12 protein-coding genes are annotated in these 14,204 nt (G+C 75.4%); 5 read left to right on the forward strand and 7 right to left on the reverse strand.

All coding sequences use genetic code 11. The features are described 5' to 3' along the window. Window positions 1-54: 54 nt before the first annotated feature. The 4 genes from ACIBG7_RS38515 (at window position 55) to ACIBG7_RS38530 (ending at window position 4,609) form a co-directional block, all read left to right on the forward strand. Window positions 55-669 carry a TetR/AcrR family transcriptional regulator gene (locus tag ACIBG7_RS38515; protein WP_397339451.1) on the forward strand — a complete coding sequence of 205 codons (615 nt, stop codon included), beginning with the start codon at window positions 55-57 and terminating at the stop codon, window positions 667-669. A 63-nt stretch (window positions 670-732) separates the two neighbouring features. Continuing rightward, window positions 733-2,184 carry an MFS transporter gene (locus ACIBG7_RS38520; RefSeq protein ID WP_397339453.1) on the forward strand — a complete coding sequence of 484 codons (1,452 nt, stop codon included), beginning with the start codon at window positions 733-735 and terminating at the stop codon, window positions 2,182-2,184. 26 nt (window positions 2,185-2,210) lie between these two features. After that, on the forward strand, window positions 2,211-3,056 hold the full coding sequence (locus ACIBG7_RS38525) for a M55 family metallopeptidase (protein WP_357925447.1): 846 nt from the start codon (window positions 2,211-2,213) through the stop codon (window positions 3,054-3,056). Window positions 3,057-3,061: 5 nt separating this feature from the next. Then, complete coding sequence (locus ACIBG7_RS38530) at window positions 3,062-4,609, forward strand: serine hydrolase domain-containing protein (RefSeq protein ID WP_397339454.1); 1,548 nt, start codon at window positions 3,062-3,064, stop codon at window positions 4,607-4,609. A gap of 14 nt (window positions 4,610-4,623) precedes the next feature. On the opposite strand, the gene ACIBG7_RS38535 is transcribed toward ACIBG7_RS38530, so the two are convergent. From ACIBG7_RS38535 to ACIBG7_RS38550, 4 genes are all read right to left on the reverse strand, one after another. Then, window positions 4,624-4,998 (reverse strand): nuclear transport factor 2 family protein, encoded by a 375-nt coding sequence (locus ACIBG7_RS38535; RefSeq protein ID WP_397339455.1) that lies wholly within the window; start codon window positions 4,996-4,998, stop codon window positions 4,624-4,626. Further along, on the reverse strand, window positions 4,995-5,978 hold the full coding sequence (locus ACIBG7_RS38540) for a helix-turn-helix domain-containing protein (protein WP_397339456.1): 984 nt from the start codon (window positions 5,976-5,978) through the stop codon (window positions 4,995-4,997). Before ACIBG7_RS38540 ends, ACIBG7_RS38535 begins: the two co-directional genes overlap by 4 nt. 73 nt (window positions 5,979-6,051) lie before the next feature. Next, complete coding sequence (locus ACIBG7_RS38545; protein WP_397339457.1) at window positions 6,052-7,257, reverse strand: MFS transporter; 1,206 nt, start codon at window positions 7,255-7,257, stop codon at window positions 6,052-6,054. Then, a complete protein-coding gene (locus ACIBG7_RS38550; protein WP_397339458.1) occupies window positions 7,254-8,330 on the reverse strand; it encodes an alkene reductase in 1,077 nt (358 codons plus the stop codon). The genes ACIBG7_RS38545 and ACIBG7_RS38550 overlap by 4 nt, the downstream gene beginning before the upstream one ends. Before the next feature lie 116 nt (window positions 8,331-8,446). On the opposite strand from ACIBG7_RS38550, the gene ACIBG7_RS38555 reads away from it, so the two are divergent. Further along, entirely contained in the window at window positions 8,447-11,338 is a 2,892-nt protein-coding gene (locus tag ACIBG7_RS38555) for an AAA family ATPase (RefSeq protein ID WP_397339459.1), read from the forward strand. An 18-nt stretch (window positions 11,339-11,356) separates the two neighbouring features. On the opposite strand, the gene ACIBG7_RS38560 is transcribed toward ACIBG7_RS38555, so the two are convergent. Genes ACIBG7_RS38560 through ACIBG7_RS38570 form a run of 3 tightly spaced genes read right to left on the reverse strand, consistent with a single transcriptional unit; the run spans window position 11,357 to window position 14,020 of the window. Continuing rightward, window positions 11,357-12,208: a TIGR03619 family F420-dependent LLM class oxidoreductase gene (locus tag ACIBG7_RS38560; protein ID WP_397339460.1), complete on the reverse strand. Its 852-nt coding sequence runs from the start codon at window positions 12,206-12,208 to the stop codon at window positions 11,357-11,359. A 52-nt stretch (window positions 12,209-12,260) separates the two neighbouring features. Continuing rightward, a complete protein-coding gene (locus ACIBG7_RS38565; protein ID WP_397339461.1) occupies window positions 12,261-13,223 on the reverse strand; it encodes a D-2-hydroxyacid dehydrogenase family protein in 963 nt (320 codons plus the stop codon). A gap of 59 nt (window positions 13,224-13,282) precedes the next feature. Continuing rightward, the gene (locus ACIBG7_RS38570; protein ID WP_397339462.1) at window positions 13,283-14,020 is read right to left on the reverse strand and encodes a hypothetical protein; all 738 of its coding nucleotides are present in this window, start codon (window positions 14,018-14,020) and stop codon (window positions 13,283-13,285) included. Window positions 14,021-14,204: the final 184 nt, after the last annotated feature.

Consider the following 14,204-nt stretch of genomic DNA (forward strand, 5'->3'; position numbering starts at 1 on the left):
CGGCCTCCGAAAGATAATCTGGATTATTCTAATAATTCAGATTATCGTTACGGCATGCGGTTGACGAGAGCGGAGAGCAAGGCGGCCAACAAGCGGGCGCTGGTCGAGGCGGCCCGCGAAGTGGTCGGCCGGGACGGCTCCAAGGCGAAGCTGGAGGACATCGCCGAGCTCGCCGGGCTGACCACCGGCGCGATCTACTCGCTCTTCGGCGGCAAGACCGACCTCATGGTCGCGATGGTCGAGGACTACGCCGGGCCGGTCGAACTGCGGCCGGCCGAGGCCGGCGAGTTCGGCACGAGCCTGGAGGAGGCCGTGGCCGAGGTCGCCCGGCGCTTCCTGCGCGTCTCGGACGATCCCGAGGCGGCCGGGAAGATGATGTTGTTCGAGACCCGCGTCCTCGACCTCGTGCTCAACGACGCCGGCCTGCTCGCCCGGCTCGCCGCCTCGATCCGATCGACCGAGGTCGACCTGGCCGCGCTCTTCGCCGGCCGCGAGCACGACGGGGCCGCCCTCACCGGCGCGCAGGCGCTGCGCCTGGCCAGAGCGCTGAAAGCACTGTTGTCCGGCCTCGGCCAGGGCGTCGTGCTCGGCGCCCACGAGCCGGACGAGAGCTTCTTCGTCGACACCGCCCTGGCCCTGATCACACCGAGGGTGCTCGGCCCCGCCTAGCACCCGGCCGAGGGTTCGGGGGGACCGCGCGGCCATTGTCACCCCACCCCGAAAGGCACGACCATGCCCAGATCCGGCTTCGGCGTCATCGGCGCGCCGGTCATGTTCATCGGCGTCCTCCAGACCATGGAGATGACGCTCTCGCCCGCGCTCCCGCTCATCCAGCGCGAGCTGGGCGCCTCGCCCGGCGCGCTGGCGTGGATCTTCACCGGCTCCCTGATCAGCTCGGCGATCAGCACCCCGATCATCGGGCGGCTGGCCGACCTGTACGACAAGCGCCGGCTGATGCTCACGCTGATGGCGGTCAGCGGCGCCGGGCTGCTCCTGTCCGCGCTGGCGCCCGATGTCCTGACCCTCATCGTGGGCATGGCCGTCGAGGGCGTCTGGCTCGGCATGCTGCCGCTGACCGTCGGCCTGTTCCGCGACACCCTCCCGCCCGAGCGGGCGGCCACCGGCAACGGCCTGGTCATCGGCGTCGCCGCGCTGGCCAGCGCGCTCGGCCTGGTGCTCGCCGGGCCGATCAGCTCGGCCCTCGGCTACCGGGCGCTGTTCCTGCTGGCCCTCGCGGGCGGGGCGGCGGCCTGGGTCTGGGCCTGGTTCGCGGTCCCGGCCACCACCCGCGCGGCCGGTGAGGCGCACGGCCGCGGAGCGCGGGTGGACTGGCTGGGCGGGCTGCTGCTCGGCGGCGGCCTGGCACTGCTCATGCTGGCCCTGACCGTCGCCCCGGCCTGGGGCTGGAGCGCTCCGGGCACGCTCGCCCTGTTCGCCGCCGCGCTCGGGACGCTGGGCGTGTGGGCCGTCGTCGAGCTGCGGCTGCCCGACCCGCTGGTGGACCTGCGGCTGCTGGCCGCCCGCACCCCGGCGGCGGTGACCGCGATGGGCGCGGTGTTCGGCTTCGCCTCCTTCGGGCTCGTGGTCGCCCTGCCGATGATGCTGGCCGCCCCCGTCGAGACCGGCTACGGCCTGGGCGCCGACACCCTGTGGATCGGCCTGTACCTGTTCCCGATGGGCGTCACGGGCACGCTGGCCGCACCGCTGGTCGGGCCGCTGACCCGGCTGCTCGGACGGCGGGCCGTCCTCGCGCTGAGCAGCGCGCTCGTCTGCGGCGGCACCGCGATGCTCGCCTACTGGCACGACAGCCCGTGGCAGATCGTCACCGGGGTGGCGATCATGGGACTGGGCGCCGCGGTCGGCCTGACCGCCGGGCTCAACGCCGTGGCGAGCGACGTGCCCGGCGAGCGCGCGGCCGGCGTCAGCGGTGTCGTCTTCGTCGCCAAGAGCGTCGGCGGCACCTTCGGGGCGCAGCTCGGCGCCATGGTGCTCGCCTCCGGCGCGGTCGGCGGCCTGCCCACCGAGGCCGCCTTCGTCGACACCTACCTGCTGTCGGCCGCCATCGGCCTGCTGGCCGTCGCGGCCGCCTTCGCCGTCCCCGCCGCAGTGCGCAGCGCCCAAACGGCGGGCGCGGCTTCTGCCTCCGCGACAAAGCCGGGGCCCGTCCCGGGTGACACCCTGTGAACGCCAGCGAGCGAGAGGAGCAACCGGTGCGGGTCTACATCTCCATCGACATGGAGGGCGTGGCGGGCATCGCCACCATGGATCAGGTCGTGCGCGGCGGGCACGGATACCCCCGCTCGCAGCGGCTGATGACCGCCGAGGCCAACGCCGCGATCGAGGGCGCCTTCGCGGCCGGCGCGGACAGCGTGCTGGTCAACGACAGCCACGGCACCATGGACAACCTCCTGCACGAGGAGCTCGACCCGCGCGCCCGGCTCATCTTCGGCACGCCCAAGCTGGACTGCATGGCCGAGGGCGTCGCCGCCGAGCACGACGTGGCCATGTTCCTCGGCTACCACGCCGCGGCCGGCTCGCCCGGCGTGCTCGCCCACACCTTCTCCTCGCACTTCTACGAGGTCCGGCTGAACGGCGCCCTGGTCTCCGAGGCGGAGGTCAACGCCCTGCAGGCCGCCGCCGTCGGCGTGCCCATCGGGCTGCTGACCGGCGACGACGTGATCTGCGGCGTCGCGGAGAAGGTCTTCCCCGGCGTCCGAACGGTGCCCGTCAAGATCGCCCACGGCCACACCGCCGCCGACAGCCTCTCCCCGTCCGAGGCGGCCCGGCAGATCCGCGAGGCCGCCGCCGAGACGGTTCGCTCGGCCGGCGAGCTGACGCCGCTGGAGCTGCCGGAGGTGCTCGAACTGGAGATCGACATGCCCAGCACGCCCGCCGCCGAGTTCGGCGCGCAGATCCCCGGGGTACGCCGCATCGCCGACAAGACGCTGGCCGCCACCTTCACCAACCCGCGCGACCTGCTCGGCTGCGTCACGGTCTGCTACCACCTGGCCGCCGACGCCATGATCAGCCGCATGGCGCTGTACGGCAAGCGGTGATCGACGTGGAGCTCGTGGAGCAAGCACTCGACGCCCTGGACCTGCGCCCGGACGGTCCCGGACTGGCGGTCGGCGTCTACTCCGGCGGCCAGGCCCTGCACACCTCGACCCGAGGGGCGGCGACCGTCGAGTTCGGCGTCCCGATCGACGCGCACACCCGCTTCGACATCGCCTCCATCAGCAAGCAGTTCACCGCCACCTGCCTGCTGCTGCTGGCCGCCGACGGCAAGGTGCGGCTGTCCGACGACGTCCGGACGCACCTGCCCGAGCTGCGGCTGGAGGTCCCGGTCACGCTCGGCCAGTGCCTGCGGCACACCGGCGGGCTGCCCGAGTGGTACGCCCTGCACGCGGTGACCGGCGTCCCGCTGCGCGGGCTCGACGAGGACCGGCTGCTGCGGCTGCTGGCCGGCATCCGCCGGACCCTGTTCGAGCCGGGCAGCGCCTTCTCCTACTCCAACACCGGCTACATCCTCGCCGCCGCGGTGATCCGGCGGGCCGGCGGGCTGTCGCTGGCCGCCTTCGCCCGGGAGCGGCTGCTCGGGCCGCTCGGCATGGACGACTCGGTCTTCCGTGACGACGCCTCCCTTCCGCTGCCGCGGCTGGCCTTCGGCTACACCGGCGAGGGACGCCGGGCCGACACCGAGGAGAGCGCGGTCGGTGACGGCGGGCTGGTCACCAGCGTCGCCGACCTCGCGCCGTGGTTCGGCTTCCTGGCCGACGGGCGGGTGCTGGGGAGCGAGGTCCGCGAGGCGTTGCTGGAGCGCACGGTGCTGGCGGACGGCACTGTGCTGCCGTACGCGCAGGGGATCTGCCACCTCGACGCGCAGGGCCTGCGCGGGTACGGCCATGCCGGCGGCATGCCGGGATACGTGAGCAACCTGGTCCACCTGCCGGACTCCGGCCTGGGCGTGGCGGTCCTGACCAACCACAGCGGCCTGGACCCGGTCGGGCTCAGCCTGAGCCTGGCCCGCACCCTCGGCGCTCCGTCCGTCCCCAGCCCCGCCTCGCGCCCGGTCGCCTCCCCGGCCCCCGCGCGGCGGGCGGACCTGGTCGGGCACTGGCGCGACCCGCAGACCGAGGCGACGCTCAGCATCGAGGCCGCCCCGGACGACGCGATCTCCGTGACCGGCCCGGGCGAGCTGACGCTCACCGCGGGCGACGACGGCCGCTGGCACGAGACCGGCGTGGCCGCGGGCGCCTGGCTGACGCTGGAGGACGGCCGGCTCCTGCTCGGGGACGACCGCTCCATCCGGTGGCCGACCGCGTTCGTGCCCTGCGACCCGCCGGGCTCCGGGACGCCGCCGGAGGGCGTGTGGCTCAACGACGAGTTCGGCGTGCTGGCCGTCCTGCGGAAGGGGGAACTGCGGGTGGGGCTGACCTACGCCGCCCCGGTCGCCCCGGCACCGGCCGGGGCCTGGCGGGCGGGCGCCTTCAGCTTCCGCGTCGCGGACTCGGGCGACCTGCTGCTCGACGGGCCCGGCCTGCGCGGGCTGCGCTTCGCCGTACAGCCCGAGGACACGGTGGCCGTCGGCATCCCGCCCGGCCTCACCTGACGCCGAGGGCGTGGTCAGGAGGGCAGCGGGCTGACGTGGTGCGCCTGGTGCAGCCAGTGACCGTCGCGGTGCACCAGCACGTCGGTGGCCAGCCCGGCCATGACGAACGGCGTGCCCTGGTGCACGCCGCTCTCGTGCCAGGAGTACGAGCAGACCGCCACCTCCCCGTGCCGGCGCACCTCCAGATCGGAAACCGTCCACTCGTCGATGCGGGCGCCGGCGAAGAACGCCTCCGCCTCGGCCAGCAACGCCTCCCGGCCCAGCGAACGCCCGGCGGGGCCGCCGCTGGACAGGTAGTCGGGCAGCGTGAGGGCGGCGAGCGCGGCCGGGTCGCGGTCCTGCATGGCCTGCCACCAGGCGTCCACGGCGGCGGTGGGTGTCGTGCTCATGACGGCTCCTCTGTGGTGGGAAGGGCGGTCCCGCGCAGGTGATCGGCGGGGTGGCTGCGGCGGGTGACGGCCAGGCGCTCCCACTCCATCGGGCAGGCCGGGGCCACCTCGGCGACGCCCAGCTCCGCCAGGGCTTCGACGAGGACCTGGCGGCGGTGGGCGGAGAAGGTGAGCACGTGCGCGACCACGCCGCCCAGGGTGAAGCTCTGCGGCGGCTCGCACAGGGCGTCGACGAAGGCGTCGTTCCAGGCGTCGCGGGCGCGGATGCCGTGCACCAGCGTGCGGAACTCCTCCCCGGCGACACCCCACCGGCGGCGCAGGCCGTCGAGGGAACGGTCGGCGCCGTCGGGCAGCTCGCGGCCGGCGATGGCGGCGGTCCAGACCTCCTTGGTCCAGACCAGGCGGTCGAGCATCAGGCGGACGGTGGGCTCGGGACCGTCGAAGGGCAGGACCTCGTGGCCGGGCCGTACCTCTCGGTCGAGAAGGTGGTCCGGGAGGCGGCCGGCGTCCTCCAGCAGCCGGCCGGTCAGCCACAGGTCGTGGTCGAGCAGGCGATCGGTCAGGTCCATGGTCGTTCCCGTCGCTGCGCCGGTCACGAAGAGGCCGGCGGGTGGATGGAAGTGGATCCCGTTCGGCGCGGGCAGCCGGAAGTCGCCCGGCTCGGCGGCGAACGTGCTCGGGCTGGCGCCGTAAGCGCGGCGGAAGGCCCGGGAGAACGCCTCGGTCGAGCCGTAGCCGGCCTCGAACCCGGCGTCGGTGACGCGGTGACGGCCGATCAGCCGCCACGCCGCCCGCTCCAGCAGCAGCCGGCGGCGGAAGGCGCCCGGCGCCTCGCCGAGCCCGGCCGCGACCAGCCGGTCGAAGTGGAACCGGCTCAGGTAGGCCCGGCCGGCCAGCCGGCCGCCGTCGAGGTGGTCGTCGAGGCTCTCGACGACCACCTCGATCAGGTGCCGCAACCGGTCGGGGCTCGCCTTGTCCATGCCTCCGATTGTGGTCGAGGGGGCCGCGCCGGCGCTTGACCGTGTTTGCGGTCCTGGCCCGGTACGGCACGCGTCAACCGGCCACGAGGGCCGGGCCGAAGGCGGTGCCGAGCAGGTAGGCGAGGTTGAACAGGCCCATCGCGGCCGGGCGATCCTTTTCCGGTACGGCGGTGCGGGCGCGACCGGCCAGCACGCCCTGTCCCGAGGCGGCGGCCACCGAGGCCAGCCCCTGGGCGACCAGCAGGGCGGGCGGGGCGGTGCCGAGGAGGGCGACGACGGTCGCGGTGGCCGCCAGGCCGGCGAGCAGCGCGGCGGAGAGCGCGAACGGCAGCCGTTCGGTCCACGCGACCACGCCGTAGGAGGCGAGGCCGCCGAAGAGCAGCGGCCATGTCATCGCCAGCCCGACCGCCGTGCCGCTCCACCCCGTTCCGGCGGCCAGCGGTCCCGGGAGCGCGTAGAGCAGGCCGAAGTTGACCACGCCGAGCCCGAAGGCCAGCCCGGAGGCGGCCAGGAACCGCGGCACGCGGATCACCGTCACCGGCACGAACCCGTCCGGCCTCGTCCGCAGCCGCAGCGCCAGGAGCAGCGCCGCCAGCACCGCCGCCCCGCCGGCCAGGTGCCAGGCGTGCGGCACGAACACCAGGGCCGTGACCAGCCCGGTCAGCGCCACCGCCCCACCGGGATCGAACCGCCCGCCGTACCCCTGCACCCCTGGGGAGGGGGGACGGGACGGTGAGGTGGCGGGGGTGCGGCGGAGGGCGAGCGGGAGGACGGCGAGGCTGAGGACGGGCAGCGCGAGCGCGGCCCGCCAGCCGAGCAGCCCGGCGATGAGTTCCCCGGCCAGCGGCGCGGTCGCCCCCACGGTCGCCAGCGAGGCGGTCACCAGGCCGAGCGCGCGGGGCGACCCGGCCAGGCTCATCGCGATCGTGGTGAACCCCGCACTCCCGAGCCCCTGCAACGCCCCGCCGGCGAGCAGCGACCCCAGCCCGGGCGCGGTCACCGTCACCAGCCCCCCGCCCAGCACGAGCCCGCCGGCGACCAGGAGCCCCGCACGCTCGCCGTACCGGTTCTGCACCCCGGCCAGCAGCGGCGTGCCCACCGCGATGGCCCACCCGAAGGTGGTGACCACCCAGGTCACCACGCCCAGCGTGAGGCCCAGCGCCCCGGCCGCCTGCGGCAGCACCAGCGGCGGCGCGGCCATGCCGAGCGCCATCGGGGCCGCCAGCAACGCCAGCACGACGGCGGGCACCCGCCCCGGAGCCCGGGTGGTGAGCGTCACGAGCCCTCCAGAGTCGGGTAGTCGGTGTACCCCCGGTGGTCGCCGCCGTAGAAGGTGCCCGGATCGGCCGCCGTGTACGGCCCGCCGGCCTCGATGCGCGCGGGCAGGTCGGGGTTGGCCAGCCAGAGCTGCCCGAAGGAGATCGCGTCGGCCAGCCCGGAGCGCAGCGCCTCCTCCCCGTCCCGCACGGTCGACGGCACCCCGGGCGTGTGCGGATGCGGGTTGAGGATGAGCGTGCCCGGCCACCCGGCGCGGAGCATCCGGGTGATGTCCCGCGTGCCCTGCTCGGAGACGTGCAGGTAGGCCAGGCCGAAGCCGGACAGGGCCGCCGCCAGCTCGCGGTAGAGGACGGCGGTGTCGCTCTCGTCCATGCCGTTGTAGGTGATCCCGGGGGAGATGCGCAGGCCGGTGCGCGCCGGGCCGACGGCGTCGCTGACCGCGCGCACCACCTCGACCGCGAACCGGATGCGCCCCTCGACCGAGCCGCCGTAGGCGTCGGTGCGGCGGTTGGTGTTGTCCGACAGGAACTGGTGGACCAGGTAGCCGCTCGCCCCGTGCACCTCGACGCCGTCGAACCCGGCGGCCATCGCGTACCGGGCGGCGGCGGCGAACTCCTCGACCGCCCGATCGATGTCGTCCATGGTCATCTCGCGCGGCGTGGGATGCTCCACCATGCCTTCGGGCGTGTAGAGGCTCTCGCCGGAGGCGATGGCCGACGGGCCCAGCGGGAGCTGGTCGCCCGGGTACAGGCACGGGTGGCCGATCCGGCCGGAGTGCATGAGCTGGGCGAACATCCGGCCGCCGCGGCGGTGCACCTCGTCGGTGACCCGCCGCCAGGCCACCGCCTGCTCGGCGGAGTGCAGGCCGGGGGTGTCGAGGTAGCCCTGGCCGATCACGCACGGCTGGGTGCCCTCGCCGATGATCAGCCCGGCTCCGGCGCGCTGGCCGTAGTACTCGGCGGTCAGCTCGTCCACCAGGCCGGCGCGGGCGCGGCTGCGGGTCATGGGGGCCATGACGAGGCGGTTGGGCAGGTCGAGGTGGCCCAGGGTGACTGGTTTGAGAAGCTCGCTCACGGCTGCGGGCGCCTTTCGTGTCGTCGGTCGTTTGCGCAGGTCCGACGCTACGAATCCGGGGATACGGGGCGAATCGGTAATGTTTCCGTATCTACCTACGGGGGCGGAACGGGTTGTTGTACGGCAGGCGGGCCGAACGGGCCGAGATCCGCGCCCTCGTCGAGGCCGCCCGCCAGGGCCGCAGCGGCGGGCTGGTCGTGCGGGGCGAGGCCGGGATCGGCAAGTCGGCGCTGCTGCGCTGGGCCGCCGGGCAGGCTGAGGAGCTCGGCGTGCGCACCCTGCCGGTCGTCGGGGTCGAGGCCGAGGCCGACCTGGGCTTCGGCGGGCTCGTCCAGGTGCTCTGGCCCCTCCAGGACCGCCTCGCCACCCTCCCGCCCGCCCAGGCCACCGCCCTCCACACCATCCTCTCCCCGGGCCTCTCCCCGGGCCTCTCCCCGGGCCTTTCGCCGGGTGCCTCCCCGTCGTTCGGTGCCCCGGCCGGCGCGGAGCCCTCTGCCGGCCCGGCCGGGAGCGGGGTGCAGGACCGGTTCCTGATCGGCCTGGCCGTCCTCACCCTGCTGGCCGAGGCCGCCGAGGACGGCCCGCTGCTGTGCCTGGTGGACGACGCGCACTGGCTCGACCAGGCCTCCGCCGACGCCCTGCTGTTCGCCGCCCGCCGGCTCTCCGCCGAGGGCGTCGCGCTGCTGTTCGCCGCCCGAGAGGAGGGCTTCCCCGCCGCCGGCCTGCCCGAACTGCGCCCCGCCCGGCTCAGCCCCGAGGACGCCGCCGCCCTGCTGGCCGGCCACAACCTCGCCCCCGCCGCCCGCGACCAGGTCGTCGCCGAAGCCGCCGGCAACCCGCTGGCGCTGCTGGAGTTCGCCGCCGCCCAGCGCCCCTACCACTCGGCCGCCGGCCCCATGCCCGTCCCCGACCGCGTGCTCGCCACCTTCCGCTCCCGCATCGGCGCCCTCCCGGAGCGGACCCGCCTGATGATGCTCACCGTCGCCGCCGAGGGCCGCGGCCACCTGCCGACGCTGCTCGGCGGGGCCGCCGCGCTCGGCGTGGGCCTGGAGGACCTCGGCGAGGCGGAGAAGGCGGGCCTGCTCGACATCACCGCCAACGTCGTCGCCTTCCGCCATCCGCTGATCGCCACCGCCACCTACCAGGGCGCGCCGCTGGCCCGCCGGGTCGCCGTCCACCGCGCGCTGGCCGAGGTGGCGAGCGACGCCGACTGCCGGGCCCGGCACCTGGCCGCCGCGACCACCTCGGTGGACGGGCCGGTCGCCGACGAGATCGCCCGCGCCGCCGTACGGGCTCGGGGGCGGACCGCCTACGCCTCCGCCTCCGGGCTGTTCGAGCAGGCCGCCCGGCTCAGCCCCGAGCCGCGCGCCCGGGCGGAGCGCCTCGGGGAGGCGGCCTGGCTGGCGCTCTCCGTCGGCCAGGCCGGGCGGGCCTCGGCCCTGGTCGACGAGGCCGAGCGCCTGCTGCCCGGCGGGGACGCGCCGGTGACGCTGGCGACCGTACGGGCCGCGGTCGAGTTCGAGACCGGCGAGCGGCGGCTGGCCGCCCGCGCGCTGGCCGAGCGGTCGGCGTTCGCGCCGCCCGAGCAGGCCGCGGTGCTGCTCCGGGCGAGCGCCGGTTACGGCTGGTTCCACGGCGACCGCGAGGCCATCCTGGGCGCCGCGCACCGGCTGGCCGAGCTGGGGCTGCCCGATCCCATGGTGCTCGGCCTGGCCGCCCTGGTCGAGGAGGACTACACCCGCGGCCTGCCCCTGCTGGCCGGCTTCGCGGCCCACCCCCGTGCCCCGCACCCCGGAACCGAGACCGTGGGGCCGCTGGGGAGGCAGGCGGGAAGCGCGGCGGGAAGCGCGGCGGTGGCAGGGCTGGAGACCGGGGCCGAGACCGGGGCTGGGGCCGAGGTCGCGGGCCGGCTGGAGCAGGGGGCTGGGGCCGAGGTCGCGGGCCGGCTGGAGCAGGGCACCGGAGGGCTGACCATCTCCTGGGCCACGCTCTGCGCGATGATCCTCGGCGCCGACGCGACCGCCGCCGCCCTGGCCGAGGCCGACGTGGCGCGGTGCCGCCGGCACGGCCTGGTCGGCGCGCTCCCGCAGGCCCTCCAGGACCTGGCCGGCGTGCTGATCGCCGCGGGCCGCCACCGCGAGGCCGAGCAGGCCGTCGAGGAGGCGGTACGGCTGGCCGCCGACACCGGCCTCGACCGGCGCATCCCGCACCTCCACTCGGTGCTCACCCGGGTCGCCGCCATCGAGGGCGACCAGGAGCGCTGCGAGCGCCTGGCCAGCGGCGCGCCCGACACCGGCGGCCTGGCCGGCGCCGCCGCGCTCAGCCTGCTCGACCTGGGCCTGGGCCGCTACGCCGCCGCACTCGACCGGCTGGAGGCCGCCGCCCGCGGCCCGCTCCGGCACGCCGCCGGCCTGCTCGCCGCCGCAGCCGACCAGGTCGAGGCCGCGGTACGGCTCGGCGAGCCGTACCGTGCCGCGGAGCCCGCCGCCCGGCTGGCCGCCTGGGCGAAGGCGGGCGGCGAACCCTGGACCCAGGCCCTGAGCAGCCGCTGCCAGGCCCTGCTGACCGGCGACGAGGACGCCTACCTGCACGCCCTCGACGCGCACGCCCGCGCCGAGCGGCCCTTCGAGCAGGCCCGCACCGAACTCCTCTACGGCGAATGGCTGCGCCGCGCCAAGCGCCGCACCGACGCCCGGACGCGCCTGCGCTCGGCGCTGGCCGTCTTCGAGCGGCTCCACGCCGCCCCCTGGGCCGGCCGCGCCCGCGCCGAACTCCTCGCCGCCGGCGACACGGTCCCGCAGCCCGAGCCGGCCGCCGCCCCCCTGCTCGACCGCCTCACCGCCCAGGAGGCCCACGTCGTACGGCTGGCCGCCGAGGGCGGCTCCAGCCGGGAGATCGCCGCCCAGCTCTTCCTCAGCCCCCGCACCGTCGAGCACCACCTCTACCGGGCCTTCCGCAAGCTCGGCATCCGCACCCGCCGCGACCTCGCACGCCTGAACCTCACCTGACCCCCGGCCGGCTCCCGGTCAGGACAGCCCGAACCGCCGCGCGAAGGCGCTCATCTCGGCTTGCTGCTCCGCCGGGTCCGCCGAGAACGGGCTGACCACGATCCGGGTCACCCCCTGCGCGGCGAAGGCGGCCACCCGCTCGGCGCTCATGTCGATCGACCCCCACCGCGTGTACTCCAGCGCCCCCGGATCACGCCCCGCCTCCACCGCGGCCTTCCGGGCGAGCTCCCACTGCGCCGCCCGCTCCTCCGCGGTGAGCGACCCGCCCGGGAAGTACCCGTCCCCGAGCCGCCCAGCCCGCCGCGCCGCGGCCCGGCTCGACCCGCCCACGTGCACGGGCAACCCCGCGGCCTCATGGGGCTTGGGATAGCTGGTCAGCCGGTCGAACCCGAAGAACTCCCCGGCGAAGCTGACCCCCGTCTCGTCCCCGGCCCACAACAGCCGCAGCACCTCGATCGCCTCGTCGGCCCGCCGCCCCCGGCTGCCGAAGTCGACGCCCATCGCCTCCGCCTCGCCCGGCAGCGTGCCCAGGCCCACGGTCAGCAGCCGCATCCGCCCCCCGGACAGCACGTCGATCGTCGCCAGCCGCTTCGCCAGCACCACCGGGTGGTGGTACGGCAGCAGCAAAACCGCCGTCCCCAGCAGAAGGCGCCGCGTGGCCGCCGCCACGAACGCCAGGCAGTCCAGCGGGTCCGGGTACGGCAACGCCGGCGGGAACTCGAACCCGCCCAGCGCCGCCCCCGGATAGAGCACCACGTGCTCCGGCAGGTACATCCCCTCGAAGCCGCACTCCTCGGCCTGCCGCGCGAACGCCACGAGCCGGTCGGGATCCAGCCCGGCCGCCGTGGAGTAGCTGATCGCGAACCTCATCGTCACCCCTGTCGTCGCCCTTCGCGCCGACGCTACAACCCTGCCACCGGCGTCAGGGCAACTCCTTCGGCCCGGCCAGCACCCGCACCGGCGCCCCGGCCAGGAAGGCGTCGATGTCGGCCACCGCCTCGCCGAAGTAGGTCCGGTAGTTGCCCAGCGTCACGTAGCCCAGATGCGGCGTGGCCAGCACCGTCGGCAACGTGCGGAACGGGTGGCCGGGCGGCAGCGGCTCCTCGTCGAAGACGTCCAGGCCCGCGCCCGCGATGGTGCCCGCGCGCAGCGCCTCGACCAGCGCGTCCTGGTCCACGAGGGCGGAGCGCGAGGTGTTGACCAGGTACGCCGTCGGCCGCATCAGCGCCAGCTCGGCCGCGCCCAGCAGCCCCCGCGTGCCCTCGCCCACCACCAGGTGCAGCGAGACCACGTCCGCCTCGCGCAGCAGCGCCTCCTTGGACGGCGCCAGCCGTACCCCCGCGGCCTCGGCCCGCTCGGCGGTCAGGTTCGGGCTCCACCCGACCACGTCCATGCCGAACGCCCGGCCGACGCGCGCCACCTGCGAGCCGATCTTGCCCACGCCCAGCAGCCCGAGGACCGCGCCGTTCAGGTCCAGGCCGACCGTCTGCTGCCACGGGCCGTCCGAGCGCATCGCCGCCGTCTCCGGCAGCAGGCCGCGGGCCAGGCCGAGGATCAGCGCCCAGGTCAGCTCGGCCGGCGGGGTGGCGGAACTCCCGGTGCCGCACACCGTCACGCCGTGCGCGGCGGCGGCCTTCAGGTCGATCGAGGCGTTGCGCATCCCGGAGGTGATCAGCAGCCGCAGCGCCGGCAGCCGCTCGAAGAGCTCGGCCGGGAAGGGGGTGCGCTCGCGCATCGCGACCACGATCTCGCAGTCGCCGATCGCCTCGGCCAGCTCGCCGATCGAGGCGAAGCGCTCGCGGTAGCTGCGTGCCTCCACCGCCGACCAGTCCGCCAGGCTCAGGGCGACGCCCTGGTAGTCATCCAGAATCGCGCATCTCATCATGCCCAGCACGCTAGCGCCCACCCGGTTGTGGGTGGATGCGGCCCGGCTGATGGAGTGGCTCAGCCGATCGCCGCCAGGGCCCGGTCGGCCACCTTGTCGATCATCGCCTGAGCGGTCGCGTTGTCGATCGGCTTGCCGTCCCGCACCCGCCGCCCCGGCACGTTCGCGCCGCTGGCCGTGATGGTGACGATCACGTTCCCCTTGCGCAGGACCGCCTTGCCCTCGCCCCGGCCGGCCTCGGCGACCTTGTACACGTAGAAGACGTAGTAGCCCTCGTCGTAGTCCTGGCCCTCCTTGACCGAGCCGACCTGCTTGATCGTGCCCTTCACCGCCGGCGCGCCGCCGAACACGCTCGGCTGGCGGTAGTCGCTGGTCCGCATCCGGTCGTAGGCCAGCTTCGCCTCGCGCTCGGTGCCCTCCGTGCGCAGGAGCCCCGACTCGTAGGTGATCTTCAGGTCCCTGAAGCGGTACGGCGGAGCCGTCCCGGGCTCGTTCGACCACTTGCAGGCCACGTCGTACTTGTCCTTGACCGCCTTCCGCAGGCCGACACTCGCCCTGGTCCGCGCATCCAGCACCGCGCACGGCGACTTGGGCAACGTGTAACCGCTCTCCTCCTTGGGCGCCGCAACCGCCGACTCCGCGGGCCGGGGCGACTTCTCCGCCTCACCGGCCCCCTGCCCTTTGCCGCCGCCCTGCTGCTCACCACCGGCCGCCGTCCCCCCGACCCCTGGGATCACCCCGCACCCAGCCAGCACCCCCGCGACCGCCACCACACCCAGCGCCCCACGCCACGTCATCCGTAACCCCCTCAACCACACCCGTACCAGCCCAGTACCGTACCCCGCCCACCCCCGCCTGCGGACCCACCGCCTGACCCGCTGCGGGCCCACCGGCTGACCGGCCTCCACGATCCGGTGGCCGCCCCTCCTCCCGGCCACCGCCCCCAGGCGTGAGGCCAGCCCCGGACCGCTCCCGCCACCT

Origin of the sequence: Nonomuraea sp. NPDC050328 (assembly GCF_044459405.1) — a bacterium.
Taxonomy (GTDB): Bacteria; Actinomycetota; Actinomycetes; order Streptosporangiales; family Streptosporangiaceae; genus Nonomuraea.